Here is a 25820-nt window from a genome sequence, read left to right as displayed (position 1 = left end):
TGGGGGTTGCAAGGGGGGCAGAGATTGCAACCTTCAGCATCTTCGCCTAAATGGGCGTTATGAGTATTCGACCGATCCTGATCCACCCCGACCCGCGCCTCAAGAAAACCGCTGAGGCGATCGAGACTGTCACGCCAGAGCTCAAGAAGCTGGCGGAGGACATGCTCGAGACAATGTATGACGCGCCGGGAATTGGACTCGCTGCGCCGCAGATTGGTGTGATGCAGCGCCTGATCGTCTTGGATTGCGTGAAAGAAGAGGGGGCAGACCCCGAACCGATCACCATGTTTAACCCAGAGATCGTCTGGGAATCCGAAGCGCTCAACACCTACGAAGAGGGCTGTCTCTCTATTCCTGAGCAATACGGCGAAGTCGAGCGTCCCGCCGAGGTTGGCGTGAAATGGATTGATCTTGAGGGTGCCGCGCGCGAAGCAAAATTTGACGCGCTTTGGGCGACGTGTGTGCAGCACGAAATCGACCACCTCAATGGTAAGCTCTTTATTGATTATCTATCGCCGATGCGTCGCCAGATGATCACGCGCAAGATGCAGAAGCTCAAACGTGAAATGGCACGCGGATGACGGTTCGCCCATTTGTCCCATGGCCCGACAAGCGCCTGCGCACACCCGCCGAGAGTGTCGCTGAAGTAAACGATAATATTCGCGCGATTTGGGCGGACATGGTCGATACAATGGAGGCGATGCCCGGCCTTGGGCTGGCTGCGGTTCAAATCGGTATCATGAAGCGGCTTGCAGTTGTGGATTGTTCGCAAGAGCGTGGGCATGTCGTACTGCTGGCAAACCCTGAAATATTGCACGCGAGCGCGAAACTGCGCGAGCATGAAGAGGCGAGCCCGAATTTGTCGGGCGTTTCGGCCAAGATCGAACGCCCGCGCGCTGTAACAGTTGCCTTTTTGAACGAGAATGGTGAACAGGAAGAGCGAGATTTTGTCGGCGTTTGGGCGACTTCGGTACAGCACCAGATCGACCACTTGAACGGCAAAATGTATTTTGATCGTCTGTCGAAAATGAAACGGGATATGTTGCTGCGCAAAGCGAAGAAGGCGCGCAACTAGAGAGGGTTCTTATGCGTATTGTCTTCATGGGCACGCCCGATTTTTCCGTACCTGTCCTCGAGGCATTGGTCGAAGCAGGACATGAGATCGCCGCTGTTTATTGCCAGCCACCGCGCCCTGCGGGACGTGGAAAAAAAGACCGCCCCAGCCCCGTCCAAAACCGTGCCGAAGAATTCGGGCTTAAGGTGCGTTCGCCGCGCTCTTTGAAATCGGACGAGGCACAAGCTGAGTTTGCCGCGCTGAATGCTGATATCGCCGTTGTTGTGGCGTATGGATTGATCTTGCCGCAAGCGATCCTTGATGCGCCGAAACGGGGTTGCCTGAATATTCACGCTTCCCTTCTTCCTCGCTGGAGGGGGGCCGCGCCTATCCATCGCGCGATCATGGCGGGCGATAAGAATACCGGCGTTTGCATTATGCAAATGGATGCGGGACTGGATACCGGTGATGTCCTCTTGCGCAAAGAGATCACTATCGGGGTCGAGGAAACGACGGCGCAATTACATGATCGCCTGTGCACGCTCGGGGCCGAAGCCATCGTTCAAGCGCTTGATGAATTGGATGATCTGAAGTCAGTACCGCAACCCGCCGAAGGCGTTACCTATGCGGCCAAGATCGACAAGGCCGAGGCACGTATTGATTGGACTGAGAGCGCCGAGCAGGTTGATCGCAAGATCCGCGGACTTTCGCCATTTCCAGGTGCGTGGTGTGAAATAAACGGCGAGCGTGTGAAGCTTTTGGCTTCGCGTGTTGGAGAAGGTTCGGGGGAAGCGGGGCGCGTGCTTGGCGGAATGACCATCGCGTGCGGTTCGGGTGCGGTCGAAATACTGACGGCACAGCGACAAGGAAAGCGGCCCATGGACACCGAAACATTCCTGCGCGGCATAGAGTTGCCTGCGTCGCTAAACTAGACCTTTGCAAATGTTAACGTGTGCGGCATAGTTTCGATATGGGTGTTATATTACTGATCATTGTTGGCGCAGCGGCGGGATTTATCGCGACGCGTGTCATGGGCGTTGAGGCAAACATTGTGATTACGATCGCGGTGGGTATCGCCGGTGTCTTTATCGGCGGGTTCTTGCTTCGGTTCATCGTCAATATGCTTGGCGCGACTGCGGGCTTTGTCGCTGGTGTATTGGGCGCGATCCTGCTCGTTTGGCTCTATCAAAAGTATCGAGGCCGCTCCTAGCGCGCCTTTTTGAACGGCTCCATGCCCTCACGTGCAAGCTCGTCTGCGCGTTCGTTCTCAGGGTGTCCCGCGTGCCCTTTGACCCACTCCCAAGTTACGTCATGGCGCGCGTTTGCGGCATCCAGACGTTTCCAGAGGTCTTCGTTCTTAACGGGCTTCTTGGCGGCAGTTTTCCAGCCGTTTTTCTTCCAACCAAAGATCCATTTGGTTAGGCCGTCTTTGACGTAATTGCTGTCCGTGACAAGGGTGAGGCGCGAGGGTCTTTCCAGAGCTTCGAGGGCGCTGATCGCCGCCATCAGCTCCATACGATTATTCGTCGTTTCGGCAGCGCCGCCACACATTGGGCGCTCCTTTACAACGGTTTCGCCATCGCGAGCGATAAGGAGCGCGCCCCATCCACCTGGACCGGGATTTCCAGAACAGGCACCGTCAGTGTAAGCAAAAAGTTCAGGCATGAGCAGATATTATGATCCAAGGAGAAATAGTGCCATCAAGGCCGGGGTCCTCGCCAAAGGAGCGAGAAGTAATCTGGAAGCCAGCTGTTGAGAGATAATCTTCAAGCTCGGCTTCGGTGTACAGCGCGTAAAATCGGCCGATATCGTCCCGCATTTCGGTGTCGCCGGTTTTTAGGCCGAGGTGGAATTTCCCGCCTTTGCGGAGCGCTTTGTGGATGGCCGCAAGGTGATCTCCAAACGCCGATTTGGGGGCGTGTAGCAGTGAAAAGTTGGCCCAAACCCCGTCGTACGCATCCACCGAATCTAGATCGCCGAAAGTCGCAAGCCGCACATCAATGCCGAAGTTTTCTTTGGCGAATGCCGCCATTGCGGGGCTGGCATCCCATGCCGTAACGTTCAGTCCCGCGGCGGCCATGCGCGCGGCAGCACGCCCAGTGCCACATCCCAAATCAAGCACTTCGGCACCTTTTTGCAAAGCAGAAATAAACGCCTCGAGTGCGGGAAAGGGCGTATCCTTGGCGACCATTTTTGCATAGTCGCCTACGCGCTTTTCATAGACCGCGAGAGTTTGTGGGTCGGCCTTCATGATGCCTGTCGCAACACGCGCGGCACTTTGAACTCGACGTTTTCCTGCGCGGTTTCGACGAACTCGACGGTTACTTCATACCGTTCTTTGAATGCGTCGATGACCTCATTCACCAGCACCTCTGGCGCGCTCGCTCCTGCGGTTACGCCAACGGACTTCACACCCTCAAGTGCGCGCCAGTCGATATCGGTTCCGCGCTGGACAAGTTGGGCATATTCACATCCTGCCGCTGCCGCGACCTCAACCAGACGTTTGGAATTCGAGCTATTCGGCGCGCCGATCACGAGGATCGCGTCCGATTTCGGCGCCATCGCCTTTACGGCTTCTTGGCGATTTGTCGTAGCATAGCAAATGTCTTCTTTGTGCGGTGCGACAATTGCGGGAAAACGCAGTTTTAGAGCTTCAACGATAAGGGCAGTGTCATCAATCGAGAGAGTCGTTTGCGTGATGTAAGCGAGCTTCTCTGGATCGCGCACATTTAGGGTCGCAACATCCTCGGGTGTTTCGACCAAGAGCACTTCACCCTCAGGAAGCTGCCCCATTGTCCCAACCGTTTCGGGGTGCCCCTTGTGCCCGATCATCACCATTTGCAGGCCGTTTTCGGCGTGGCGCTCTGCTTCGATGTGAACCTTGCTCACCAGTGGGCAGGTTGCATCAACATAGAGCATTTCGCGCGCTTCGGCTGCTTTGGGGACCGATTTTGCAACGCCATGCGCAGAAAAGATTACGGGCCGGTCGTCTGGGCATTCGTCGAGAGTTTCAACGAACACTGCTCCTTTGGCGCGGAGGCCATCTACGACGTATTTGTTATGCACGATTTCGTGGCGCATATAGACGGGCGCGCCCCATTTCTCGAGCGCCATCTCGACGATCTTGATCGCGCGCACAACGCCCGCACAGAAGCCACGCGGGGCGGCGAGATAAAGGGTAAGGGGAGGATTAGACATAGCGGCCTCGTTGTTTATGCCTCAGAGGTACGCTTTTGGGACGCATGGGTAAAGAGCCTGAGAACGAAATTCCCAAAACGAAAACCGGAGCCAAATTGGCTCCGGTCAGTTATTAATCCTGTGGGACAAGCATCTCTGCCGCTTGGTCCATCGGGTTGTTCTCACGCGGGGGGCGGCCGACAACATCCTTCAACTCATCCAGTTCGATGAAGTTGTCTGCCTGACGGCGCAGCTCATCCGAGATCATTGGTGGCTGGCTGCGGATTGTTGATACTACTGATACGCGAACACCTTGACGCTGTAGACTCTCGATCAAAGGGCGAAAATCCCCATCGCCCGAAAAGAGAACTACGTGATCAACGTGCGGCGCGAGTTCCATCGCATCTACGGTGAGTTCGATGTCCATGTTGCCTTTAACTTTGCGGCGACCCATAGAATCTGTGTATTCTTTCGCTGGTTTTGTAACCATCGAAAAGCCGTTGTAATGTAGCCAATCCACGAGTGGGCGGATAGGCGAGTATTCGTCGTTCTCTAGCAGTGCGGTATAGTAAAACGCGCGGAGCAATTTCCCGCGACGCATGAACTCTTGGCGCAGTAGCTTGTAGTCAATGTCGAACCCCAACGACTTTGCAGCGGCATAAAGGTTCGAGCCATCAATGAACAACGCAAGTCGTTCGTCTCGATAAAACATAATATTTCCTTCTCTAATTGCCTTGTGCTGGTTTCCGTGAGTGAGTGAAATGGATAGTCGTCAACCAAGGCCAATATAAATTTAAGGATTTTGCTGTATGTCGCAACCCACGGGATGTCACAAAGTTGAAACAATAGGCCTTATTTCCATGGGAAGTAACGTCACTTTGGACGGGTGCCGACCAATAGACAGGTTGCGAAGTGCGCTAAAAGATGTCGCGAGTCACGGAATCGTGATTCGGAAGGCGAGTCAGTTCTATCATGCGCCATTCTTCCCCGCGAATCAGGGGGCGGATTTTGTGAATGTGGCGGCAGTGATTGAAGCTGATTTGGCTGCGGGAGAAGTTCTTGAGCGATTGCATCACATTGAAACCATGCACAATCGTATTCGGGGTAAACGATGGGCGGATCGCACGCTCGATATCGACCTATTAGCGTGGGGCGACGCTGTTGCGCCAGACGAGAAAGGCTATTCTCATTGGCGCAATCTCCCGCTTGAGCGGCAAATGACGGACACGCCCACCGAGCTTATCCTGCCTCATCCGCGCCTTCAGGATCGGGCGTTTGTTCTGGTTCCGCTGAACGAAATAATTCCCGCATGGTGCCACCCTGTGACGGGCGAATCGGTTCAAGAGATGTTGGATGCGTTACCAAAAAGTGATAAAATTGAAATAAAACCCCTTGGAAACTAGGGTTTTCGGGCTTGTCATTGTTGTGGCAAAGTTCTAAATAGACCTCTTCTAAACCCCGATCTGCATTGGAGTGCTCAATGGCCCGCGTAACGGTTGAAGACTGCGTTGATAAAGTTCCTAACCGCTTTGATTTGGTGATGCTTGCATCCCATCGGGCGCGCGAAATTGCGTCTGGCTCTGCGATCACGGTTGATCGTGACAACGACAAGAACCCAGTTGTTGCACTTCGTGAAATCGCTGATGAGACCCAATTGGCGGATGACCTTCGCGAGCGCATGATCGAAAGCAATCAAACACAGATTGAAGTCGATGAGCCAGAAGCAGACGATATGGCGCTGCTTATGGGGGCGGAATCTTCGGACAAACCTGCCGAGGATGACATGTCAGAAGAAAACCTGCTGCGGGCGCTCATGGAAGCGCAAGGACAGCAATAAGCGCGACGCGCGAAAGAGGCGGGCTGGATGATCGAAGTCGATGACCTGATCCAACTGGTCCGCAACTACAATCCAAATACTGACGAAGCCAAGATCGCGGAGGCCTATGATTATGGCCGCGCGATGCACAAGGGCCAATTGCGTCAGTCTGGCGAGGAGTATTTCTCGCACCCCGTTGCCGTCGCTGCTATTCTAACAGAACAACAGCTTGATGATGCGACGATCATTACGGCCCTGTTGCACGATACAATCGAAGACACCAAAGCAACCTATTCCGAGATTCAAGAGAAATTCGGGAAAGAAGTTGCCGAGCTTGTGGATGGCGTTACCAAGCTGACGAATTTGCAGCTTTCGAGTAGTGAAACCAAGCAGGCGGAAAACTTTCGTAAACTATTCATGGCTATGTCTAAGGACATGCGCGTGATCCTCATCAAATTGGCGGACCGTTTGCACAATATGCGGACGATCAAGGCCATGCGGCCCGAAAAGCAGGCCCAAAAGGCGCGCGAGACGATGGATATCTTCGCTCCGTTGGCTGGCCGGATGGGTATGCAATGGATGCGCGAGGAGTTGGAGGATCTGGCGTTTCGGGTGCTGAACCCAGATGCGCGAAATTCTATCATTCGCCGCTTTGTGATGTTGCAGCGCGAAACAGGTGACGTGATTCACAAGATCACCCACGACATCCGTGCCGAGCTTGAGGCTGAAGGAATTGATGCCGATGTATACGGACGCGCAAAGAAGCCCTACTCCATTTGGCGCAAGATGGAAGAAAAGGGCATCGGTTTTTCGCGATTGTCCGATATCTATGGCTTCCGAGTAATTACGCGATACGACGCTGACTGCTATCGCGTTCTTGGCGCGATTCATCGTCGCTGGCGCGCGGTGCCTGACAGGTTTAAGGACTATATTAGTCAGCCGAAATCAAACGGTTACCGTTCGATACACACAACGGTTTCTGGACGCGATGCCAAGCGCGTTGAGGTTCAGATCAGAAGCCGCCAGATGCACGATGTTGCCGAAAGCGGCGTGGCGGCGCATTGGTCCTATCGCGACGGTGTGCGCGCGGAAAACCCGTTTGCCGTCGATCCGGCCCGTTGGATTTCAGCGCTTGCGGAGCGGTTCGCAAATGCGGAAGATCACGACGAGTTTCTAGAGCATGTTAAGCTCGAAATGTATTCGGATCAGGTGTTCTGTTTTACGCCCAAAGGTGCGGTCGAGAAATTGCCTCGCGGGGCGACACCGCTTGATTTCGCGTATGCCATTCACACGCGCATCGGCGATAGCTGTGTTGGTGCCAAGGTGGACGGAATACGTGTGCCGCTCTGGACCCGTTTGAAGAACGGGCAATCGGTCGAGATCATCACCGCAGAAGGTCAGCGTCCACAGGCGACATGGCTCGATATCGCTGTGACGGGGCGTGCCAAGGCGGCGATCCGTCGTAGCTTGCGCGAAGAAGATCGTGATCGTTTCATTAAGCTCGGCCGTGAACTTGCGCGCGTTGCATTTGAGCATATAGGCAAACGCGCCACCGAAAAAACGCTTCAGCGAGCGGCTACGCAACTGGGGTTGGCGAATTCTTCGGAACTTCTGGCGCGCTTAGGAAGTGCGGAGCTTTCGGCGCGCGATGCGGTAACGACTGTTTATCCCGAATTGGCAGCGAGCACTGGCGACGAAATTGATGCGCGACGCGCGGTTGTGGGCCTGTCTCCTGGGCAGAGTTTCCATCGCGCCAAGTGCTGTCAGCCTGTTCCGGGCGAACGGATCGTCGGAATTACCTATCGCGGTGAAGGTGTTGTAGTGCACGGAATCGATTGCCCCGTACTTTCCGAGTATGAGGAGCAATCCGAAAGGTGGGTTGATCTACATTGGAATTCCGGACGTCACCCTGCCGTTCACACCGTTACGATAAGCGTCACGATCACTAACGATGCTGGTGTACTGGGACGAATTTGCACATTGATTGGCGAGCAAAGAGCAAATATCTCGGATATGCATTTCTCGGATCGAAAGTCAGACTTCTACAAGCTGTTGATAGATGTTGATTTGAGGGATGCAGAGCACTTGCATATGGTTATTAATGCATTGGATGTTGAAGAGAACGTCGCATCCGTCAAGCGGTATCGCGATCAGTCTCGTAAGCCTGCATAAGCACGACGCAAAGGAACGAACCCTTGGTTTTTAAACGCCGCGACAGACGCCCGATTTGGCAGGCAATCGCGGATTTCTTTTATCCTAAGGGCGGTTGGTCTCGTGCATTTCGCTATGTAAAACACCGCATCCATCGGCTTCCTGATCCGCCGCATAAAATTGCACGGGGTTTGTTCGCTGGCGTTTTGACGAGCTTTACCCCATTGTTCGGATTGCATTTTTTTGTTGCTGCGCTCATGGCTAAGATGCTGCGCGGGAACATTATGGCCGCGCTGATCGGCACATTCTTTGGTAATCCGCTTACTTTCCCGATCATTGCGCCACTATCTATTCAGCTCGGTCTTATCATGCTTGGGCGGCCCTATGGTCACCCGGATCGCGGGCACTCGCTCGAAACCTTTGTGGGAGCGGGGCGCGAAATCAAGGCCAACATCTGGGCGCTGTTCACGGATGCCGAGGCTCATTGGTCCAACCTTGAAGGGTTCTACCACTCGATATTCTTGCCCTATTTGGTTGGTGGCGTCATCCCGGGTTTGATCTCTGGGATAGCGGTATACTATGTCTCGGTTCCGCTTATTGCGGTTTATCAGAAGCGGCGGCGCGGACGTCTTAAGAAAAAACTGGATGAGTTGCGCAAGAAAGCGGCCAAGAAGGCTGACGGCGCAGTTTGAACGGGGTAGTCTTGCCCTGAATTTGGCCAGAGGAATCACGAGATGACGTATTCAGAGCACCTGCGTCTAGGGGTTAATATCGATCACGTTGCGACCGTGCGAAATGCGCGCGGAGGGGCAACTCCCGATCCCGTGCGTGCCGCGATTTTGGCGCAGGAGGCGGGGGCCGATGGTATTACTGCACACTTGCGCGAAGATCGTCGCCATATCGGGGATGCAGATATTGATCGTTTGATGGAGGCCCTTACGGTGCCTCTGAACTTCGAGATGGCTGCGACACCCGAGATGCAGCAGATTGCGCTGCGTCATAAGCCACACGCAGTTTGCATCGTGCCGGAAAAACGCGAAGAGCGCACAACCGAGGGCGGCCTCGAAGTTGCGCGTGAGGAAAACGAACTCGCGCATTTTATAGCTCCGCTGCGTGATGCTGGGTGCCGAGTGTCGATTTTCATTGCGGCCGAGCAACGCCAGATCGAGGCCGCGCATCGCATTGGCGCTGCGGTGATTGAGTTGCACACTGGTGCGTATTGCGATGCCCACGCCGAAGGCCGTTTTGACGAGCGAGACAAAGAACTCGAACGCCTCCGCGAGATGGCGCAGTTTGCGCATCTACTGGGGCTAGAGGTTCATGCAGGTCATGGCCTGACCTACGAAACAGTCAAGCCGATTGCGGAGTTCCCGGAGATCGTGGAACTGAACATCGGCCATTTTCTGATTGGCGAGAGTATCTTTCGGGGGCTGTCACCCGCGATTGCTGAAATGCGTCGACTGATGAGTGAAGCGCGGGCCTAATTTGGGCGTTCAACGGCAAAGCGAGGTATCATGAAGGCATTATTGATCGCGGCAATCGGAATGATGCCGAATTTTGTGTTGGCTCAAAGCGTCTCGGATTGTGAGTGGCAAGCGCACTCCAGCAATATTGCGGAGCCGTGGGAGGATAACACCCGCACGTTTTCAAATGGCGATGTGCGGCTAGCTTACTTAGATACAGTTGAGCCTGCGGCCGGATACGCTCATCTCCTGATCCTCTCTCCACCTTATGACGAGGTCGGATCGCGGCAATGCAAAACGGTCGGAATGAGCGAGGGTTTGGGTTTTGCCGGACTTTCGTTTGCTGAGTTAGAAGCAAGCTATGATCCCGCGACGGGCCTTGTGTTTACTGTTCCGATTGGGATTTACGCCCCAGAAGAAGGGGAATCCAAGTTCAACACGCTTAAGGTCGGCCTAAACCAGAGCAGCGGCGATATTACCGCCGAGATTCTGAGGTAGCGGATGATCCTGGGTATTGGAACCGATCTAGCGAACATCGAGAGAATTCAGGGCACTCTGGATCGCTTTGGCACGCGTTTCAAGAACCGTGTGTTCACGGAAATTGAGCAAAACAAAGCCGAGCGGCGGCGTGATGTCGCTGGTACATACGCCAAGCGTTGGGCCGCAAAAGAAGCCTGTTCCAAAGCGTTGGGGACGGGCCTTGCGATGGGCATCAGCTGGAAAGATATGGCCGTCAAAAACATGCGTAGCGGTCAACCAGTTATGGAGGTTACGGGCTGGGCCAAGGAACGTCTCGCTTCGATGACACCGGATGGTCACACGGCGATTATTCATGTGACTTTGACCGATGATCACCCGTGGGCACAGGCATTCGTCGTGATTGAAGCGCTCCCCGATAAACCTGCAAAAACTTGACACCCTTCGCCGCGCGCCGCATGTAGCGCACAGACCTTTCATCAGAGCGGACGTAATAATGGAAATCAAAGAGAAAAAAGAAGACGGTATTCTGGAAACAGTAAAGACAGTCTTTTGGGCGCTGATCATCGCGGGCATTTTTCGGACGCTCTTTTTTCAGCCATTCTGGATTCCGTCGGGCTCTATGAAGGATACGCTCCTGATCGGCGATTTCCTGTTTGTTAACAAAATGGCGTACGGCTATTCGCAGTATTCCTGCCCATTCTCGATGTGCCCGATTACAGGCCGCATTTTGGGATCGGAACCAGAGCGCGGAGACGTCATCGTTTTCCGTCATCCGACAACCGGGGTGGATTACATCAAACGGCTTATTGGTTTGCCAGGTGACAAAGTGCAGATGAAAGACGGCGTTCTGTTCATTAACGGAGAAGAAGCCAAACAAGAGCCGGTGGACGCGTTCATTGAAACATACGCTCCGCAAGGTTCGGCCCAAAGCTTGCCTGTTTGTAAAACTCGCCCAAGCGCGAACGGCGAGTGTGTGAAGGACCGCTTTATCGAGACACTTCCAGGTGGAACGAGCCACTCAATTCTTAACGTTGCTGAGCGTCAATCCGATAACACCGGCGTCGCGACTGTTCCTGAGGGGCACTACTTCTTTATGGGCGATAACCGCGATAATTCGAGCGACAGCCGCGTTCCCCAAAGCGTTGGCGGAGTTGGCATGGTTCCGTTTGAGAACTTGATCGGCCGCGCAGATCGCGTGATCTTTTCGTCGGCGGGCAAGTCGCTCTTTGCGTTCTGGACGTGGCGCGGGGATCGCTTCTTTAAGGCTGTAGAATAAGGTTGGGCGCGCCGCATAATGTGGGGCGTTTGATCTTGCTGCAAAATCTGTTAGGGCGTGCGCTTCGCTTGTGGTTTTTTGAATCCAGGTGATTCCTTAGCGTTTTCGATACTCAAGAAGGATTTCAGGTGAAAATTGCCGCTGAACTTCGGGCTTTTTGTGGCCGCATTGAATATGAGTTTAACGACCCGAGCTTATTGGTTCGTGCGGTCACGCATAGTTCGATGTCCTCAACCACCCGCGATGACAACCAACGCGACGAATTCCTAGGGGATCGTGTGCTTGGTCTTGTGATAGCAGAGGCACTTCTTGAGGCGGACAAAAGCGCGCGCGAAGGTGTCTTGGCGCCGCGGTTCAACGCGCTAGTGCGCAAAGAGACCTGTGCCGACGTTGCCCGTCAAATTGATCTGGGCGCGGTTCTAAAACTGGGCCGCTCCGAGATGATTTCGGGTGGGCGCCGCAAAGAGGCGTTGCTCGCTGACGCGATGGAGGCATTGATCGCCGCCGTTTATCAGGATGCCGGTTTTGATACGGCGCGGGATCTGATCCTTCGTCTTTGGGGTAAGCGGGTCCATACTGTCGAGGCGGACGCGCGAGACGCGAAAACCGCACTTCAGGAATGGGCGCAAGCACGCAAGCAGCACCCACCAAAATACACCGAGGTTTCACGTACTGGGCCTGACCACGCCCCCGTCTTTACTATCGAAGTACAACTTCAGAGCGGAGACGCCGAGCGCGCGACCGCAGGATCAAAGAGGCAGGCCGAACAGGCCGCCGCCACCGCGCTTTTGGCGCAGCTGGAAGGAAAATCATGACTGAGAAAAGCGCTGGATTTGTAGCCCTCATTGGCGAACCGAATGCAGGGAAATCGACCCTGCTGAACTATATGGTTGGTGCCAAAGTTTCGATTGTTACGCACAAGGTGCAAACGACGCGCGCACGTATTCGCGGCGTTGCGATCGAAGGGGACAGCCAGCTTGTTTTCGTCGATACGCCGGGCGTTTTCCGCCCCCGTCGCCGTTTGGACCGCGCAATGGTCGCTGCCGCATGGGGTGGCGCGGCGGACGCGGATGTTGTTGTTCTGCTGATCGAGGCACAGCGCGGCATTACAGAGGGCGTCGAGATGATCCTTGAAACCCTTGAAGAGTTCGCAGAGGGGCGACGCATTGCGCTTGCGATCAACAAAATTGACCGTGTGAAATCAGAAGTTCTCCTTGGTCTCGCGGCGCAAATGAACGAGAAGTTCCCCTTCACTGAAACCTTCATGATTTCGGCAGAGAAGGGGCATGGCGTTGGTGCGCTTCGTACATGGCTGGCGGGTGAAATGCCGGTTGGGCCGTGGATGTACCCCGAAGATCAAATCGCAGACCTGCCTCTGCGGATGATCGCAGCGGAGATGACACGCGAGAAGCTCACCCTGCGGATGCATCAGGAGTTGCCCTATCAGCTCACTGTCGAGACCGAGAAATGGGAAGACCGCAAGGACGGGTCTGTCCGTATTGATCAGCTTATTTACGTTATGCGTGATGGTCACAAGGGCATTGTTCTGGGCAACAAAGGCGAGTCTATCAAAGCGATTGGCAAGGCCGCTCGCGAGGAACTAGAGACTTTCCTTGGCCGTAAAGTGCACCTGTTCTTGCAAGTGAAAGTTCGCCCGAACTGGCTTGAGGAATCCGAGCGCTACGATGAAATGGGGTTATCGTTCAAAGACGGCAATGAATGACGCGGCTCGCCGCTGATATCTGGGTTGGCGCCTATCTCACGCGGCTAAGGCTGGCGGATATACCTGCGTTTGTGACATCCAAAGGGGACAAAACCGCAGGCACCGTGTTGGTTAAGGTCAACACACTTGATGGTCAGGCCGAAGCGTTTCAGAAGAGTTTTGACCTAATGACGGGCGAACGTGCTTGGATTTCGCTAAGCAAAGGCGCAGAGCCAGAAGTCGACGAAGCCATAGCAAAACAGTGCAGCTTTGATCCCGATCTTTGGGTAATCGAGGTTGAGGACCGTGCTGGTCGACATTTGCTCGACCAAGCGGGCCTAGCGGATTAACTTGCCGTTATGGAATGGCGTGATCAGGGCACAGTATTATCGGTTCGGCGGCTCGGCGAGACCTCGGTGATCCTTGAGGTTTTAACGCCGCAGTACGGGCGTTATTCGGGTGTTGTGCGTGGTGGTACAAGTCGCAAGCTCGCGCCAATACTACAACCCGGTGCCGAACTTTCCCTGACGTGGCGTGCACGGCTTGATCAGCATATGGGCGCGTTTACCGTAGAGCCAATCCGAACACGGGCCGCGCTTGTTTTGGGCGATCGATTGGGGCTTGCGGGGCTGAACGCAATTACAGCGCTTTTGGCCTTCAGTTTGCCAGAGCGCGAACCACATCGACAGATTTATGATGCATCTTCGGTGTTGCTTGATCTGCTTTCCAAAACCGACGCATGGCCGCTGGCGTATTTGCGGTGGGAGGCTGACCTTCTTGAGGAAATGGGTTTTGGAATGGATTTGCGCCGTTGTGCCGTTACCGGAAGTCGTGATGACTTGATCTATGTCTCACCCAAGACAGGGCGCGCAGTGAGCCGCGATGGTGCAGGAGAATGGGCAGATCGGCTATTGCCGTTGCCTCAATGTCTCTTGGGGCAAGGGGCGGTGACAGATCGGGAAATCCTGCAAGGGCTTACGACCACAGGTTATTTTCTTGAGCATCGACTGGCGAGTTCTCTCGGTAATCGCCCGCTTCCGGCGGCACGTCAGCGGTTGATGGACCTGTTGCAGCGCTAGTTGGCGCGGAACACCATTTCTTGGCCGTCTTCATTCGAGAGGATCAGCGTGTCGCCCGCAACTTCAGAGATAGACATGCTGTTTAGGGCGCTGAAGAACGTATTTTCCGCTTCGATATCAGCACAGGCCAACTGTGTTGAGATAATATTTTCTGCTTTGAACCAAGGGTACGGCGCTGATTGTTCGCCTCCAAAGCCGTTGCATGGGGCCTTGCCGCTGATTTCACCTTCGTTGGGGAATGTGAGCGTTGCGGTGGCTGGGAATTCGGTGCCGTTCAGGCTTTCGAGTGACCAAGTGACGTCTGCTGCGCCATAGCCCGTGAGCGTTTCGTCGCCTTGGCAAAAGCCGAGTGCAAGGACCAACAGGATTGAGCTGCGTATCATTTATTTCTATCCCATCCGTGGAGGTTCGGGCCCACATGAAGCGGGCCCGAAATAAGCATTAGATACCAACATCAACGATAGCTTTAGCCAAAATGCTGACGGAGTTCTTGTTCAAGCCCGCGATGTTTAGACGGCTATCGCCCACCATATAGATGCCGTGCTTTTCGCGAAGGGCGAGCACCTTGTCCGGGCTCGTTCCGAGACGCGAGAACATACCGCGGTGTTGCGCGAGGAAGCCGAAGCGGTCCGAACCGGTCAGTGCTTGAAGCTCGGCTGCAAGCTGCTCACGAAGTGCGAGCATGTTAAGGCGGACCTCTTCAAGTTCTGCCTGCCAATCGGCGCGCAGGGCGGGGTCGGTCAGGATCATGGTCACAAGGCGCGCGCCGTGATCCGGCGGGAAGCTGAAGTTTTGACGGTTCAGGAACGCAAGGGTTCCCTGTGCAACCTCAGTATTATCGGCCTTTTCGCTGATCGCCATTAGGATGCCGGTGCGCTCGCGGTACACGCCGAAGTTCTTAGAGCAACTCGCCGCGATCAAACACTCGGGCATTTCAGAAGCAACCATGCGCACGCCTGCGGCATCATCCTCAAGCCCGTCACCAAAGCCTTGGTAGGCAATATCGATGAGAGGTGTTGCGCCTGTTTCCTGAAGGATAGAGATAACCTCGGCCCATTCAGGAAGCGTTAGGTTAGCGCCCGTTGGGTTGTGACAGCAGCCATGAAGAAGCACGATATCGCCTTCTTTGGCTTCTGCGAGGTCTTGGGCCATTCCTTCAAAATCCACGGCACGCGTTTCTGAGTCAAAGTAGCGATACTCCCGCATCGGCAGGCCGAGGAACTTGATAATCGACGGATGGTTTGGCCATGTCGGATTAGAGAGCCAGATCGTGGCGTCAGGATTGGCAAGCTTCACAAGTTCCATCGCCTGACGGATGGCACCCGTGCCGCCGGGGGTCGCGGCCGCCGCGATGCGATCGCGCTCTACCGAAGTTCCAAGCACAAGGTCGATCATTGCATCATGGAACGCTGGCTCGCCTGCAAGGCTTGTATAGGACTTGCTGGTTTCGGTTTCCCAGAGTTGCTTCTCGGCCGCTTTGACGGCACGCATGACGGGCGTTTTGCCTTCTGCGTCCTTATAGACGCCAACGCCGAGATCGATCTTGTTGTCGCGCGGGTCGGCACGGTACATGCCGACGAGTTCGAGAATTTTATCCGCCGGTTGTGCGGTTAGGTTCGTGAGCATCTTAGGCTCCTGTTTCTGCTTTGAGATAATCAAACATACCCCATTCGGCCCAAGAGCCGTCATAGAGCGCGTGGTCCCTGTGCCCGATAACTTCGAGCGCCAGAGAGAGAATAGCCGCCGTTACACCAGAGCCGCATGTCGTGATCGCAGGACGAGAGAGGTCTACGCCTGCGGCTTCGAATACAGCTTTGATAGCGGTCGGCTCTTTCATAGTTCCGTTCGCATTGAGTAGCGTCGCATAGTGCACGTTGCGCGAATTCGGGATGTGGCCCGAGCGCAGCCCCTCGCGAGGTTCGGGCGCATCGCCACGAAAACGTGCCGGACCACGAGCGTCGATGATCTCGTGATCCTTGAGCTTGGAGGCCGAGGCCACTTGGGTTACGTCACGAACGAGTTGGTTTTGTATCGAAGTTGTCATGTGACGGTCGCGAATGATCGGGTCTTCGCTGTCGACGGGGCGTCCTTCGCTGATCCATTTTGCAAGGCCGCCGTCCAGCACGGCGATATCAGTTTTGCCAAACAGCCGGAAAAGCCACCAGACCCGCGCCGCCGAGAAAATACCCGCACCATCGTACACAACGATTTGATGCCCATCGCCAACACCCATCGCACGCATACGGCTCATGAATTTTTCGACGGGGGGCGCCATATGGGGGAGTGCGCTCCTCTGATCCGAGATTTCGTCGATGTCAAAGAAACGGGCATTGGGGATGTGCCCTGCGGCGTACTCCGCCTTGGCGTCGCGCTTCATGTCGGCAAGGTACCAAGACGCATCAAGGATGCGCAGATCGGGATCGTTCAGGTGCTGCGCAAGCCATTCGGTCGAAACGAGTGTTTTGGGATCATTATATGGCATATTTACCCCTAGATTTTGTCTCTTGTTGCCTAGCGAGAGGGGGCAGACTTAGCAAGTCTTAACCGCGGTCACGCAACAGGCGTTGTTTCTGGCGGCCCCAGTCCCGTTTGGCCTCGGTGGCGCGTTTGTCGTGGTTTTGTTTACCCTTGGCGACGCCAATTTTGATTTTCACGAGGCCTTTATGATTGAAATACATCACCAACGGCACAAGCGTCATACCCTTGCGGGAGGTCGCCTGCCAAAGGCGGGACATTTCTTTCTTGGAAACCAGAAGCTTGCGTTTGCGTTTTTCTTCGTGGCCCCAAGTTACGGCCGGCTTGTAAGGCGCGATATAGCTATTCACTAGCCAGAGTTCTTCGTCCTCAATGGCGGCATAGCTTTCGGCAATGTTGCTTTGACCGATCCGCAGGGATTTAACTTCTGATCCCTGAAGGATGATACCGCATTCAATGTCGTCCTCGATCGCGTAATCATACCGCGCGCGGCGGTTTTCAGCGATGATCTTGTAGTTCTTGTCTGCAGCGGTTTCTTTTTTAGCCATTGGGATGATCTAATGTGCGCAACTTCGGATGTCTAGGTGCGCGGGGAAATGCCCGCCAACGGTACTTCCGCTGGCGGGATTGAATTAGGCAAGGATGCCTGCGAATTGCATCGCTGCTTTGATCTGGTCTTTGGTCTCGTCCAAGAGGCCAGTAAGCGGGGAGCGCACCTCTTCGGTGCATTTTCCCAAAAGGGACAGGCCGTATTTCGCCCCGACAAGGCCAGGCTCAACGAAAAGCGCCGTGTGAAGTGGCATCAAACGGTCCTGATACTCCAGTGCAGTTTTGAAATCGCCCTGTGCCATTGCCGATTGGAACTCCGCACACAGACGCGGCGCGACGTTTGCGGTTACCGAAATGCACCCGACTGCGCCATGGGCATAATAACCGAGCGCCATTGCATCCTCGCCTGAAAGCTGGATGAAATCAGGGCCGCAAGCGGCGCGATTGTCCGAAATGCGCGACACATCGCCGGTGCTGTCCTTAACACCGATAATCTCTGGAAGCTTGGCAAGTTCGCCCATGGTTTCCGCTGTCATATCCACGACCGAGCGACCGGGGATATTATAGATGATGATCGGAACGCCTTCTTGAGCGGCGGCGGTGAAATGCGCGATTAGCCCGCGTTGGGTTGGCTTGTTGTAGTATGGCGTCACAACGAGCGCTGCATCCGCGCCGACCTTTTTGGCAAACTGAACAAAGCGTCGCGTCTCGATCGTGTTGTTTGAGCCAGCGCCCGCAATAACTGGAACGCGCCCTGCCGCTGCTTTTACGACCTCTTCGATCACGGATTCGTGCTCTTCGTGGCTTAGCGTTGGGCTTTCGCCTGTGGTACCGACAGGAACAAGACCGCTTGAACCTTCTTCGATGTGCCATTCAACCAAGTGTTTGAGCGCGTCAATATCCAGTTTGCCACCCTTAAGCGGCGTCACCAGAGCGGGAAGGGAACCCTTGAACATGACACGTCTCCTTTTGTTTGATGGGCATGAATCGCCCTTATGATCGTGTGTAATCGCGGCGGAACCTAGCCGCCTTGAGGGGGATTGCCAAGTTGTGTGTTGCCCATGCAAGCGAATCCGATAATGTTTCTGTGAAACTGGCCCGAAAAGGACGACTTTGTGCTTAATTTACTACGTATTTCATGCTCTGCCGTGTTGGCAACCTACCTGAGCTGCGCGCCTCTCGCTGCCCAAACAGGCGACGCTATCGCGAAGGCAATGGACCATGTGCGGGCGCAAGATTGGCGTGAAGCGTTCAATGTGGCTAAGCCCGCGGGAAATTTAGCTTATACGCTGGTGGACTGGCACTATCTGCGCGCAGGACGTGGTGAGTTTAGAGAGTATGAAAACTTCCTGAAAACCAACGGTGATTGGCCTGGTTTGCCCTATCTACGGAAACGGGGCGAGGAAGCAATAGAGCCGGGAATCGCAGCGGAACGTATTTTGGCGTTTTTCGAATCCGACGCGCCACAGACGGGTAAAGGCGCGCTGGCATATGCGGCGGCACTCTCGCAGTCGGGACAATCGGAGCGCGCACTAAAGGTTGTGGCGGATGCGTGGCAAAATCTGTCACTGACCGCGAGCGATCAACAGGCGTTCTTGGCCAACTATAGTTCAACAATCAAACCGCTACATACCAAGCGCCTGGATATGCTCCTGTGGCGGGGCTATTCGGGCGAAGCACAGGCGATGTTCCCCCTCGTCAGTGACGGCTGGAAGAAACTTGCCGCTGCACGGATTGGATTGCGCAAGCAGGTAAACGGCGTGGATGGCATGATCGCTTCGGTGCCGAACGATTTGGCAAATGATCCGGGCTTGGCGTATGAGCGTTTTGTATGGCGTGCCCGCAAGGGACGCGATTCCGATGCGCTTGAATTGCTGAAGGAGCGTTCAACATCTGTGGCCGCGCTGGGCGAGCCGCATGAATGGAGCCGCCGCCGCGCAAGCCTTGCGAGAAGTGAAATGCGCGAAGGGCGGTATCAATCGGCCTATGATGCGGCGTCTTCGCATCATTTGACTTCAGGCTCTGATTTTGCTGATCTCGAGTGGCTCTCGGGCTATATCGCACTTCGTTTCCTCAACCGTCCCTCCGATGCACTCAAACATTTTGATGCCTTTCAGGGCGCTGTCGATACACCAATTAGCCTTGGCCGCGCCGGATATTGGAGAGGCCGTGCCTATGAGGCAATGGCCGATTACGTAAACGCCGAAGCCGCGTATATCTCTGGTGGAGAGCATCAAACCAGCTTCTATGGTCAACTAGCAGCCGAAAAAGCAGGCATCCCGATGGATCCTTTGCTCTTGGGGCAGGAGCAATTCCCAAGCTGGAAAACGGCGAGTTTTGTGAATTCTTCTGTGTTCGAGGCGGGGCGCCTACTGGATGAGGCCCGCGAAGGGCGCCTCTCTGCAAGGTTTTTTGCGCATTTGGCCGAAAGCCTGAACCGACAAGAGCGCGGTGCTCTGGCGGCATGGGCGTTGTCCGAGAACAATCCATATGTCGCACTGCATATCGCTAAACGATCGGTCGAATACGGCGACACTATTCATGGTGCATATTATCCGATGCATCCTGTTGGGACCATGTCGAACCTCACCGTTGCGCCCGAACTGGCGTTGGCGATTGCCCGACGCGAAAGCGAGTTTAACCCGCGCGTTGTATCGAGCGCCGGTGCGCAGGGTCTTATGCAAGTTATGCCCGGAACCGCGAAACTCGTGAGCGGCAAAATCGGCGTGGCATACAAGCCGTCCTCGCTGACAAGCGACTGGAAATATAACGCGCTATTGGGGACGAATTATCTTGTAGGTCTGAACAAAGAATTCGGCAGCAACGTCATTCTGGTTTCTGCTGGATACAACGCAGGACCGGGGCGCCCGCGCCGCTGGATCAAGGAGCGTGGCGATCCTCGTAGTACGCCCGAGAGCGTTGTCGACTGGATTGAGCACATCCCGTTCAACGAGACGCGCAACTACACGATGCGTGTTTCAGAGGCGCTCTTGCCATACCGCGCACAGATTTCGGGAAAGCCGCAAATTCTTCGGCTATCTAGTGATTTGACCCAGCGCTAGCCGCCTTTTGTTCGCGCCAAAGCGTAAAGAGGCCCGCGCCGATAACAATCGCAGCACCGATAGCCACATTCATCGGAAGCGTTTCATCAAGGAACGTGATTCCGATGAGTGAGGCAAAGACAAGTTGCAGATATGCAAACGGCTGTACGGCGCTGGCCTCTGCAACCTCGAAGGTGCGAATGAGCAACCAATGTCCAAGCGCGCCGAGCACACATAAGATAAGCATCAGAACCCAGTTGCTTGGGGACATATTCTCCCAGAACCAAATACCCGAGGCTGTTGAGAACACCGCACCTGCTACACCCGTCCAAAAGAAACTGGTCGCCGAGGAATCCTTGCGAGAGGCATAGCGGGTCATTAGCCCGTAGAGCGCGAACATGATCGCGGCAATCAGTGGTACAATTGCCGCTGGTGAAAATACTGAAAATCCTGGCTGTAAGATGATCAAGATACCGCAGAAACCGACTGCGATCGCAAATACCCGCCGCCAGCCTACTTTCTCGCCCAATACGGGTCCTGAAAGCGCAGCGATTATAAGCGGGTAGCTTGCAAAAATTGCGTGGCTCTCAACCAACCCAAGAAGCACAAACCCTAGCACCATGACGCATATTTCTGCTGCAAGCAAAAGCCCACGAAATGCTTGTACATACGGCTGGCTCGTTTTGGCAACTTTGCGGATCCCTCCCGCCTTTCGTGACGCTAGGGCGCAGACAAAGATCGCAAAGAACCAGTAGCGGATCATGACGACCATCATCACGTTTGTTTCGGTCGCCAAATGGCGCGAGAAACCGTCCTGAAGCGCGAAGACCATTGTCGTGGCTGTCATCAACAAGATGCCGAGCCGAGTGTTGGATGTGGTGCTCATTCGGTGCTTTCTATCGTGCCAATGGTCATGTGGCGTTTGCGCCCGAAGCCCGAAATGCGCTTAACGCTAAACCCGCCGTCGGAGAGACCCGCACGGACAAATCCTGCTGCGGTATATGTGGCACATGTGCCGCCCGCCGCCGTGTGGGCGCCCACCGCTTTCATCAACTGCGGCTCCCAAAGTTCGGGATTTTTTGCGGGCGAGAACCCGTCGAGAAACCACGCATCTGCGCGCCCGTCCCAATTGGGCAAGGTCTCGCGGGCGTCGCCGTAAATGATCTCTGCACGTAGATCAGGGAGGTCGATAGTCCCATTTCCATCTGCCAATTGTTCAAGAAGCGGTTGCGCGATTTGGGCCACATCGGGAAATGCCGCCAGTGCACGCTCCATCGCGTCGGTCGTCATTGGAAATGCTTCGAATGAAGTGAAACGCAGTGGTTTGGTCATCCCCGCGTCACGCCACGCCAATAGCGCTGCGCATAGATTGAGGCCCGTACCAAACCCCAATTCCGCGATGTGAAATCCGTCGCGAAAACGGGCGGGAAGGTCATTCCCCTCAAGGAATACATAGCGCGTTTCCGCTAATCCATCTTCGAGAGAAAAGTATGGATCATCAAAGCGTTGCGATACGGGGATATTGCCGTCGCGCCATTCCAAATCTGCTTGCTGGTTCTTCATAAGGGATTGCCTTACACATCTATGCAAAGATGGACAATGGAGAAGGGCGAGCGCCATGGCAATGCCAGAAATCACGGTGATGGGAGCGGGCGCATTCGGGCTTTCGGTTGCTTACGTCTGTGCAAAGGCGGGTGCCAAAGTGCAGGTTGTCGAGAAAACAGCCGTCGGCGCGGGCGCAAGCGGCGGCCTTGTGGGGGCGCTTGCGCCGCATACTCCTGAACGCTGGGACGACAAGAAGCAATTTCAGCTTGAAAGCTTGCTGATGGCCGAGGGTTTTTGGCGTGGCGTCGAGGCGGACTCGGGCCTTGTTACGGGGTATGAACGTGTTGGTCGTCTACAGCCAATAAATACGCCGCGGATACTGGAACTGTCTCACGAACGCACGAACTACGCCGAGCAACATTGGCGGGGCGAGGCGTCTTGGAATGTGGTGCGATACGAAGATCATGTGGGATGGGCACCCCAAAGTAAGACAGGGTTCTTGGTTCATGACACCCTATCTGCGCGTTTGCATCCACGGTTGGCGACACTTGCCCTTGCTCAGGCAGTAACGCGATTGGGGGGTGAGATCATTATCGGGCGCTACACCCCCGTTTCATCAAATACCAAGGTTATCTGGGCGACGGGCGTGGACGGGCTGCATCAACTCTCAGAGGAGTTCGGCACGCAAGTTGGCAGCGGTGAAAAAGGGCAGGCGGCGTTGTTGGGGTATTCCAGCGCAAATCAAACCCAGCTCTTTGCCGACAGCATATACGTTGTGCCGCACGCGAACGGGACAACGGCAATCGGCTCGACGACCGAGCGTTATTTTGAGAAAGCAGATGAAACCGATCAGCATCTGGACGATCTCATCGCGCGCGCATTCGAAACCTTTCCAATACTCGCGAATGCCCCCGTTATTGAAAGATGGGCAAGTGCGCGCCCGCGATCGTTCACGCGTGCGCCAATGATCGGAAAATATCCAAACAGGGATGGACATTTCATCGCAAACGGTGGCTTCAAAATCGGTTTTGGCATGGCTCCTAAGCTTGCGCAAACACTTGCCGCGCTGGTGCTGGAGGGCAACGATGCCATCCCCGATCACTTCAGCGTTGAGGCTAATTTGGGGTCGGCAACCGCTTGAAATCACACTCTGGAAACCACGAGTGATGGGTGATCGGCGCGGCGCGAAACGTGTCGATTATGTCGATTGATTCAATCGTCCCGAAATTAAACTAATCACGAGACTGCTTCCCGCGAAGCGGGGCTTGTATCGCGGTTGTTTCTCACCCAAAGTCCCGCTTCATAGGAACAAGAAAGGCCGCGAATTATGATGCGTCATGGTGGAGAAATACTCGTTGATCAATTGCTCGCTCAGGGAGTGGAGCGTGTATTCTCTGTGCCGGGAGAGAGTTTTCTAGCGGCGCTCGATGGTTTGTACGAAAGTGGAATTACCAACCACGTCTGTCGCCAAGAAGGCGGCGCGGCCATGATGGCGGAGGCCCAAGGTAAATTGACGGGAAAGCCGGGCATCGCATTCGTTACGCGCGGCCCCGGTGCGACAAACGCATCAGCCGGCGTCCACGTCGCGCGTCAGGATAGCACGCCGATGATACTTTTCGTTGGCCAAATCGCACGGGCCCACCGCGACCGGGAGGCGTTCCAAGAGGTCGACTACCGCGCCATGTTCGGCGGGATCGCGAAATGGGTGACCGAAGTTGACCAAATCGAACGCATCCCCGAATACATCAGCCGCGCGTTTCATGTGGCGACTTCTGGACGGCCTGGTCCTGTGGTCATCGCCCTTCCTGAGGATATGCTAAGCGGAAAGGCAGATGTGCCAGACATCGGCGCAATGGGAGAGAACCTGAGAGATGTCGCGCCAAGTTCTATTGCCACAATTCGTCAGGAGATATCGGGCGCGCAACGTCCGCTCGTTATCCTTGGCGGGAGCCAATGGTCACAAGATAGCGCCGACCATATCGCAAAATTCGCAGAAGCATCCAATCTGCCCGTCGCCGTGGATTTCCGTCGACAAGATTACATTGACAATCGTCATCCAAATTATGTCGGCGATTTGAACGTCGGGATTAATCCCGCACTTAAGCAAAACCTGATGGATGCTGATCTGTTGATTGTTCTGGGCGCGCGACTGGGGGATATTGCGACCTCTGGTTATACGTCTGTCGATCCTGCGAATGTTAAGCCGCGCATTATTCATGTGCATCCTGATCCCGACAGTCTTGGGCAGGTATATCGCCCAGATATCTCGCTTGTGGCTGATCCGCGCAACGTTATCGCGGCGCTAGCCGAGGCACCGTCTATCGATGGTGATTGGGCGGCGTGGCGGTCCAAAGCAAGGGCAGACTATGAAGCTTGGCTGACCCCACAAGAAACGCCGGGCGATGTGAAGATGGAGGAAGTTATTGCGCACCTCTCGCGCACGCTTCCTGATGATGCGATCCTTACCAATGGTGCGGGAAACTACGCCGCGTTTCTGCACCGTTACTTCGCTTACAAAAAGCATGGGACACAGTTGGCACCGACCTCTGGCAGCATGGGATACGGATTTCCCGCCGCAATCTCCGCGGCTATTTCCAATCCTGCAAAAACCGTGGTTTGCCTTGCGGGTGATGGCTGCTTTCAGATGACGTGCAACGAGTTTTCGACGGCAATGCAGTACGGCGCTAAAGTCATCACCATCGTCGCCAATAACGGCCGCTACGGAACAATTCGCATGCACCAAGAGATGCACTATCCGGCGCGCGTTTCTGGCACCAACTTGCACAATCCCGACTTTGTCGCGCTTGCAAAGGCGTATGGCGGTCATGGCGAGTGTGTCACACGAACCGAGGATTTTCCCGCAGCACTAGAGCGCGCAATAGCGAGCGATACGGCAGCAATTATTGAGCTAAGGCTCGATAGTGAGGCGCTCGCGCCAAGTGCAACGCTGAGTCAGATCAGAGAGCGTGCTCAGTCCTAGTTGATCCGAGCGACCACATAATCCGCGATGTCCGAGAGCATAGCGCGGATTGGGTCGTTCGGTAGCTTTGCCAGCGCAGATTTTGCGCGTTTGGACCACTGAAGCGCTTCCCTGCGGGTTTCTTCGAGGGCGTTGTGCTTAGCGAGAAGTTCAAGCGCGGTCGCGAGGTCGCCGTCTTGCTGGTCGCCTTTTTCAATGGTGCGGGTCCAGAATGCGCGTTCTTCGGCATCGGCATGGGCAACGGCTTTGATCACAGGCAGCGTGAGTTTGCGCTCACGGAAATCATCGCCAATGTTCTTGCCTGTCGCATCACTACCCCAGTAATCGAGCAGATCATCCACGATCTGGAAGCACACGCCAAGCGCGTCACCATAGTCAAATAGCGCCTGTGTTTGATCAGCAGACGCGTCCGCAATAACGCCACCGACTTCTGTCGCCGCCGAGAAGAGCGCCGCTGTTTTCCCGCGAATGACCTTGAAATAGATTTCTTCGGTTGTCGCCAAATCCTGCGCCGCGGTAAGTTGCAGAACTTCACCCTCGGCGATAGTCGCAGAGGCGTTCGCCAGAATGTCGAGCGCCCTCATCGAACCCGTTTCAACCATAAGCTGGAAGCTGCGAGCAAAGAGGTAATCGCCGACAAGGATACTCGATTTGTTATCCCACAGCAGATTCGCTGTCGGGCGTCCGCGGCGCTGGCCGCTTTCGTCTACGACGTCGTCATGCAAGAGCGTCGCAGTGTGAATGAACTCAACGGTCGCGGCCAAATGAATATGGTACGGCCCCTTGTAGCCGCAGATTTTGGCGGACGCGAGCGTAAGCATCGGCCGAAGTCGCTTTCCGCCCGCTTCCACCAAATGCGCGGTAACTTCGGGAATACGCGGCGCATGTTCCGAGGCCATTCGCTCGCGAATCAGAGTGTTTACGGCCTCTAGTTCGGCTTCAAGGGCAGCGCTCAGGCGTTCATGCGGCTTGATTGCAGTTTCATCCAGTACCATCACGCTGTCGTCATCCCTCTCGACAATTTGGTCAGCA

General features: G+C 55.1%; 31 protein-coding genes. 19 read left to right on the top strand and 12 right to left on the bottom strand.

The window, feature by feature from the left end; translation table 11 throughout:
- Nucleotides 1-59: 59 nt before the first annotated feature.
- Genes def (ACFE33_RS14310) through ACFE33_RS14295 form a run of 4 tightly spaced genes read left to right on the top strand, consistent with a single transcriptional unit; the run spans nucleotide 60 to nucleotide 2264 of the window.
- Nucleotides 60-581 carry a peptide deformylase gene (def, locus tag ACFE33_RS14310; protein WP_380054766.1) on the top strand — a complete coding sequence of 174 codons (522 nt, stop codon included), beginning with the start codon at nucleotides 60-62 and terminating at the stop codon, nucleotides 579-581.
- Nucleotides 578-1075: a peptide deformylase gene (def, locus tag ACFE33_RS14305; protein WP_380054764.1), complete on the top strand. Its 498-nt coding sequence runs from the start codon at nucleotides 578-580 to the stop codon at nucleotides 1073-1075. Before def (ACFE33_RS14310) ends, def (ACFE33_RS14305) begins: the two co-directional genes overlap by 4 nt.
- A gap of 11 nt (nucleotides 1076-1086) precedes the next feature.
- Nucleotides 1087-1986, top strand: a complete 900-nt coding sequence (gene fmt, locus ACFE33_RS14300) for a methionyl-tRNA formyltransferase (protein WP_380054761.1) — start codon at nucleotides 1087-1089, stop codon at nucleotides 1984-1986.
- A 38-nt stretch (nucleotides 1987-2024) separates the two neighbouring features.
- Nucleotides 2025-2264 carry a GlsB/YeaQ/YmgE family stress response membrane protein gene (locus ACFE33_RS14295; protein WP_380054758.1) on the top strand — a complete coding sequence of 80 codons (240 nt, stop codon included), beginning with the start codon at nucleotides 2025-2027 and terminating at the stop codon, nucleotides 2262-2264.
- Here ACFE33_RS14295 and rnhA read toward each other — a convergent pair.
- The 4 genes from rnhA to ACFE33_RS14275 all read right to left on the bottom strand — a co-directional run bounded on the left by rnhA (nucleotide 2261) and on the right by ACFE33_RS14275 (nucleotide 4943).
- Nucleotides 2261-2719, bottom strand: a complete 459-nt coding sequence (gene rnhA / locus ACFE33_RS14290) for a ribonuclease HI (protein ID WP_380054755.1) — start codon at nucleotides 2717-2719, stop codon at nucleotides 2261-2263. The two genes, ACFE33_RS14295 and rnhA, sit on opposite strands and share 4 nt — an antisense overlap.
- Nucleotides 2712-3305 (bottom strand): class I SAM-dependent DNA methyltransferase, encoded by a 594-nt coding sequence (locus ACFE33_RS14285; protein ID WP_380054752.1) that lies wholly within the window; start codon nucleotides 3303-3305, stop codon nucleotides 2712-2714. The genes rnhA and ACFE33_RS14285 overlap by 8 nt, the downstream gene beginning before the upstream one ends.
- Nucleotides 3302-4252 carry a 4-hydroxy-3-methylbut-2-enyl diphosphate reductase gene (gene ispH / locus ACFE33_RS14280; protein WP_380054750.1) on the bottom strand — a complete coding sequence of 317 codons (951 nt, stop codon included), beginning with the start codon at nucleotides 4250-4252 and terminating at the stop codon, nucleotides 3302-3304. Before ispH ends, ACFE33_RS14285 begins: the two co-directional genes overlap by 4 nt.
- A gap of 112 nt (nucleotides 4253-4364) precedes the next feature.
- On the bottom strand, nucleotides 4365-4943 hold the full coding sequence (locus ACFE33_RS14275) for an NYN domain-containing protein (protein ID WP_380054748.1): 579 nt from the start codon (nucleotides 4941-4943) through the stop codon (nucleotides 4365-4367).
- A gap of 97 nt (nucleotides 4944-5040) precedes the next feature.
- Between ACFE33_RS14275 and folK the strand changes: the two genes are divergently transcribed.
- From folK to recO, 12 genes are all read left to right on the top strand, one after another.
- Nucleotides 5041-5634, top strand: a complete 594-nt coding sequence (gene folK, locus ACFE33_RS14270) for a 2-amino-4-hydroxy-6-hydroxymethyldihydropteridine diphosphokinase (protein WP_380054745.1) — start codon at nucleotides 5041-5043, stop codon at nucleotides 5632-5634.
- A gap of 77 nt (nucleotides 5635-5711) precedes the next feature.
- Nucleotides 5712-6068 (top strand): DNA-directed RNA polymerase subunit omega, encoded by a 357-nt coding sequence (rpoZ, locus tag ACFE33_RS14265; RefSeq protein WP_380054742.1) that lies wholly within the window; start codon nucleotides 5712-5714, stop codon nucleotides 6066-6068.
- Nucleotides 6069-6095: 27 nt separating this feature from the next.
- Nucleotides 6096-8219, top strand: a complete 2124-nt coding sequence (locus tag ACFE33_RS14260; RefSeq protein WP_380054739.1) for a RelA/SpoT family protein — start codon at nucleotides 6096-6098, stop codon at nucleotides 8217-8219.
- A gap of 23 nt (nucleotides 8220-8242) precedes the next feature.
- Nucleotides 8243-8890 carry a DUF2062 domain-containing protein gene (locus ACFE33_RS14255; RefSeq protein WP_380054736.1) on the top strand — a complete coding sequence of 216 codons (648 nt, stop codon included), beginning with the start codon at nucleotides 8243-8245 and terminating at the stop codon, nucleotides 8888-8890.
- Between the two features lie 42 nt (nucleotides 8891-8932).
- Nucleotides 8933-9682, top strand: coding sequence for a pyridoxine 5'-phosphate synthase (locus ACFE33_RS14250; RefSeq protein WP_380054733.1), 750 nt, complete (start codon nucleotides 8933-8935; stop codon nucleotides 9680-9682).
- A gap of 30 nt (nucleotides 9683-9712) precedes the next feature.
- Complete coding sequence (locus ACFE33_RS14245) at nucleotides 9713-10159, top strand: hypothetical protein (protein ID WP_380054731.1); 447 nt, start codon at nucleotides 9713-9715, stop codon at nucleotides 10157-10159.
- Between the two features lie 3 nt (nucleotides 10160-10162).
- On the top strand, nucleotides 10163-10576 hold the full coding sequence (gene acpS, locus ACFE33_RS14240; RefSeq protein ID WP_380054728.1) for a holo-ACP synthase: 414 nt from the start codon (nucleotides 10163-10165) through the stop codon (nucleotides 10574-10576).
- Between the two features lie 58 nt (nucleotides 10577-10634).
- On the top strand, nucleotides 10635-11417 hold the full coding sequence (gene lepB, locus ACFE33_RS14235) for a signal peptidase I (RefSeq protein WP_380054725.1): 783 nt from the start codon (nucleotides 10635-10637) through the stop codon (nucleotides 11415-11417).
- A gap of 128 nt (nucleotides 11418-11545) precedes the next feature.
- The gene (rnc, locus tag ACFE33_RS14230) at nucleotides 11546-12232 is read left to right on the top strand and encodes a ribonuclease III (RefSeq protein WP_380054723.1); all 687 of its coding nucleotides are present in this window, start codon (nucleotides 11546-11548) and stop codon (nucleotides 12230-12232) included.
- Nucleotides 12229-13140 carry a GTPase Era gene (gene era / locus ACFE33_RS14225; RefSeq protein WP_380054720.1) on the top strand — a complete coding sequence of 304 codons (912 nt, stop codon included), beginning with the start codon at nucleotides 12229-12231 and terminating at the stop codon, nucleotides 13138-13140. Before rnc ends, era begins: the two co-directional genes overlap by 4 nt.
- Nucleotides 13137-13469: a DUF1491 family protein gene (locus ACFE33_RS14220; RefSeq protein WP_380054718.1), complete on the top strand. Its 333-nt coding sequence runs from the start codon at nucleotides 13137-13139 to the stop codon at nucleotides 13467-13469. The genes era and ACFE33_RS14220 overlap by 4 nt, the downstream gene beginning before the upstream one ends.
- A 9-nt stretch (nucleotides 13470-13478) precedes the next feature.
- A complete protein-coding gene (recO, locus tag ACFE33_RS14215; protein ID WP_380054715.1) occupies nucleotides 13479-14198 on the top strand; it encodes a DNA repair protein RecO in 720 nt (239 codons plus the stop codon).
- Here recO and ACFE33_RS14210 read toward each other — a convergent pair.
- The 5 genes from ACFE33_RS14210 to dapA all read right to left on the bottom strand — a co-directional run bounded on the left by ACFE33_RS14210 (nucleotide 14195) and on the right by dapA (nucleotide 18178).
- Entirely contained in the window at nucleotides 14195-14581 is a 387-nt protein-coding gene (locus tag ACFE33_RS14210; RefSeq protein WP_380054712.1) for an META domain-containing protein, read from the bottom strand. The two genes, recO and ACFE33_RS14210, sit on opposite strands and share 4 nt — an antisense overlap.
- Nucleotides 14582-14639: 58 nt before the next feature.
- Nucleotides 14640-15824, bottom strand: a complete 1185-nt coding sequence (locus ACFE33_RS14205; RefSeq protein WP_380054709.1) for an aromatic amino acid transaminase — start codon at nucleotides 15822-15824, stop codon at nucleotides 14640-14642.
- A 1-nt stretch (nucleotide 15825) separates the two neighbouring features.
- Nucleotides 15826-16680: a 3-mercaptopyruvate sulfurtransferase gene (sseA, locus tag ACFE33_RS14200; RefSeq protein WP_380054706.1), complete on the bottom strand. Its 855-nt coding sequence runs from the start codon at nucleotides 16678-16680 to the stop codon at nucleotides 15826-15828.
- 58 nt (nucleotides 16681-16738) lie between these two features.
- Entirely contained in the window at nucleotides 16739-17221 is a 483-nt protein-coding gene (gene smpB, locus ACFE33_RS14195; protein ID WP_380054704.1) for an SsrA-binding protein SmpB, read from the bottom strand.
- Between the two features lie 84 nt (nucleotides 17222-17305).
- Nucleotides 17306-18178, bottom strand: a complete 873-nt coding sequence (gene dapA, locus ACFE33_RS14190) for a 4-hydroxy-tetrahydrodipicolinate synthase (RefSeq protein WP_380054701.1) — start codon at nucleotides 18176-18178, stop codon at nucleotides 17306-17308.
- Between the two features lie 159 nt (nucleotides 18179-18337).
- Between dapA and ACFE33_RS14185 the strand changes: the two genes are divergently transcribed.
- A complete protein-coding gene (locus ACFE33_RS14185; RefSeq protein WP_380054698.1) occupies nucleotides 18338-20284 on the top strand; it encodes a lytic transglycosylase domain-containing protein in 1947 nt (648 codons plus the stop codon).
- Here ACFE33_RS14185 and ACFE33_RS14180 read toward each other — a convergent pair.
- Together ACFE33_RS14180 and mnmD are read right to left on the bottom strand one after the other, a co-directional pair.
- On the bottom strand, nucleotides 20262-21149 hold the full coding sequence (locus tag ACFE33_RS14180) for a DMT family transporter (RefSeq protein WP_380054696.1): 888 nt from the start codon (nucleotides 21147-21149) through the stop codon (nucleotides 20262-20264). The genes ACFE33_RS14185 and ACFE33_RS14180 overlap by 23 nt on opposite strands.
- Nucleotides 21146-21826, bottom strand: coding sequence for a tRNA (5-methylaminomethyl-2-thiouridine)(34)-methyltransferase MnmD (gene mnmD, locus ACFE33_RS14175; RefSeq protein WP_380054694.1), 681 nt, complete (start codon nucleotides 21824-21826; stop codon nucleotides 21146-21148). Before mnmD ends, ACFE33_RS14180 begins: the two co-directional genes overlap by 4 nt.
- Before the next feature lie 55 nt (nucleotides 21827-21881).
- On the opposite strand from mnmD, the gene ACFE33_RS14170 reads away from it, so the two are divergent.
- The gene (locus ACFE33_RS14170) at nucleotides 21882-22949 is read left to right on the top strand and encodes an NAD(P)/FAD-dependent oxidoreductase (protein WP_380054691.1); all 1068 of its coding nucleotides are present in this window, start codon (nucleotides 21882-21884) and stop codon (nucleotides 22947-22949) included.
- 189 nt (nucleotides 22950-23138) lie between these two features.
- Nucleotides 23139-24788 carry a thiamine pyrophosphate-binding protein gene (locus ACFE33_RS14165; RefSeq protein ID WP_380058736.1) on the top strand — a complete coding sequence of 550 codons (1650 nt, stop codon included), beginning with the start codon at nucleotides 23139-23141 and terminating at the stop codon, nucleotides 24786-24788.
- On the opposite strand, the gene ACFE33_RS14160 is transcribed toward ACFE33_RS14165, so the two are convergent.
- Complete coding sequence (locus tag ACFE33_RS14160) at nucleotides 24785-25783, bottom strand: polyprenyl synthetase family protein (protein WP_380054690.1); 999 nt, start codon at nucleotides 25781-25783, stop codon at nucleotides 24785-24787. The two genes, ACFE33_RS14165 and ACFE33_RS14160, sit on opposite strands and share 4 nt — an antisense overlap.
- Between the last annotated feature and the right edge of the window lie 37 nt (nucleotides 25784-25820).

The sequence above is a fragment of the Falsihalocynthiibacter sp. SS001 genome (assembly GCF_042445055.1).
Taxonomy (GTDB): Bacteria; Pseudomonadota; Alphaproteobacteria; order Rhodobacterales; family Rhodobacteraceae; genus Falsihalocynthiibacter.
This window is presented reverse-complemented; position numbering and strand designations above follow the sequence as displayed.

What these genes read in the sequence shown, in the direction of transcription:
- def (WP_380054766.1), top strand. Translation starts at nt 60, where the DNA reads ATGAGTATTCGACCGATCCTGATCCACCCCGACCCGCGCCTCAAGAAA.
- def (WP_380054764.1), top strand. Translation starts at nt 578, where the DNA reads ATGACGGTTCGCCCATTTGTCCCATGGCCCGACAAGCGCCTGCGCACA.
- fmt (WP_380054761.1), top strand. Translation starts at nt 1,087, where the DNA reads ATGCGTATTGTCTTCATGGGCACGCCCGATTTTTCCGTACCTGTCCTC.
- ACFE33_RS14295 (WP_380054758.1), top strand. Translation starts at nt 2,025, where the DNA reads ATGGGTGTTATATTACTGATCATTGTTGGCGCAGCGGCGGGATTTATC.
- rnhA (WP_380054755.1), bottom strand. Translation starts at nt 2,719, where the DNA reads ATGCCTGAACTTTTTGCTTACACTGACGGTGCCTGTTCTGGAAATCCC.
- ACFE33_RS14285 (WP_380054752.1), bottom strand. Translation starts at nt 3,305, where the DNA reads ATGAAGGCCGACCCACAAACTCTCGCGGTCTATGAAAAGCGCGTAGGC.
- ispH (WP_380054750.1), bottom strand. Translation starts at nt 4,252, where the DNA reads ATGTCTAATCCTCCCCTTACCCTTTATCTCGCCGCCCCGCGTGGCTTC.
- ACFE33_RS14275 (WP_380054748.1), bottom strand. Translation starts at nt 4,943, where the DNA reads ATGTTTTATCGAGACGAACGACTTGCGTTGTTCATTGATGGCTCGAAC.
- folK (WP_380054745.1), top strand. Translation starts at nt 5,041, where the DNA reads ATGTCGCAACCCACGGGATGTCACAAAGTTGAAACAATAGGCCTTATT.
- rpoZ (WP_380054742.1), top strand. Translation starts at nt 5,712, where the DNA reads ATGGCCCGCGTAACGGTTGAAGACTGCGTTGATAAAGTTCCTAACCGC.
- ACFE33_RS14260 (WP_380054739.1), top strand. Translation starts at nt 6,096, where the DNA reads ATGATCGAAGTCGATGACCTGATCCAACTGGTCCGCAACTACAATCCA.
- ACFE33_RS14250 (WP_380054733.1), top strand. Translation starts at nt 8,933, where the DNA reads ATGACGTATTCAGAGCACCTGCGTCTAGGGGTTAATATCGATCACGTT.
- ACFE33_RS14245 (WP_380054731.1), top strand. Translation starts at nt 9,713, where the DNA reads ATGAAGGCATTATTGATCGCGGCAATCGGAATGATGCCGAATTTTGTG.
- acpS (WP_380054728.1), top strand. Translation starts at nt 10,163, where the DNA reads ATGATCCTGGGTATTGGAACCGATCTAGCGAACATCGAGAGAATTCAG.
- lepB (WP_380054725.1), top strand. Translation starts at nt 10,635, where the DNA reads ATGGAAATCAAAGAGAAAAAAGAAGACGGTATTCTGGAAACAGTAAAG.
- era (WP_380054720.1), top strand. Translation starts at nt 12,229, where the DNA reads ATGACTGAGAAAAGCGCTGGATTTGTAGCCCTCATTGGCGAACCGAAT.
- ACFE33_RS14220 (WP_380054718.1), top strand. Translation starts at nt 13,137, where the DNA reads ATGACGCGGCTCGCCGCTGATATCTGGGTTGGCGCCTATCTCACGCGG.
- recO (WP_380054715.1), top strand. Translation starts at nt 13,479, where the DNA reads ATGGAATGGCGTGATCAGGGCACAGTATTATCGGTTCGGCGGCTCGGC.
- ACFE33_RS14210 (WP_380054712.1), bottom strand. Translation starts at nt 14,581, where the DNA reads ATGATACGCAGCTCAATCCTGTTGGTCCTTGCACTCGGCTTTTGCCAA.
- ACFE33_RS14205 (WP_380054709.1), bottom strand. Translation starts at nt 15,824, where the DNA reads ATGCTCACGAACCTAACCGCACAACCGGCGGATAAAATTCTCGAACTC.
- sseA (WP_380054706.1), bottom strand. Translation starts at nt 16,680, where the DNA reads ATGCCATATAATGATCCCAAAACACTCGTTTCGACCGAATGGCTTGCG.
- smpB (WP_380054704.1), bottom strand. Translation starts at nt 17,221, where the DNA reads ATGGCTAAAAAAGAAACCGCTGCAGACAAGAACTACAAGATCATCGCT.
- dapA (WP_380054701.1), bottom strand. Translation starts at nt 18,178, where the DNA reads ATGTTCAAGGGTTCCCTTCCCGCTCTGGTGACGCCGCTTAAGGGTGGC.
- ACFE33_RS14180 (WP_380054696.1), bottom strand. Translation starts at nt 21,149, where the DNA reads ATGAGCACCACATCCAACACTCGGCTCGGCATCTTGTTGATGACAGCC.
- mnmD (WP_380054694.1), bottom strand. Translation starts at nt 21,826, where the DNA reads ATGAAGAACCAGCAAGCAGATTTGGAATGGCGCGACGGCAATATCCCC.
- ACFE33_RS14170 (WP_380054691.1), top strand. Translation starts at nt 21,882, where the DNA reads ATGGCAATGCCAGAAATCACGGTGATGGGAGCGGGCGCATTCGGGCTT.
- ACFE33_RS14165 (WP_380058736.1), top strand. Translation starts at nt 23,139, where the DNA reads ATGCGTCATGGTGGAGAAATACTCGTTGATCAATTGCTCGCTCAGGGA.
- ACFE33_RS14160 (WP_380054690.1), bottom strand. Translation starts at nt 25,783, where the DNA reads ATGGTACTGGATGAAACTGCAATCAAGCCGCATGAACGCCTGAGCGCT.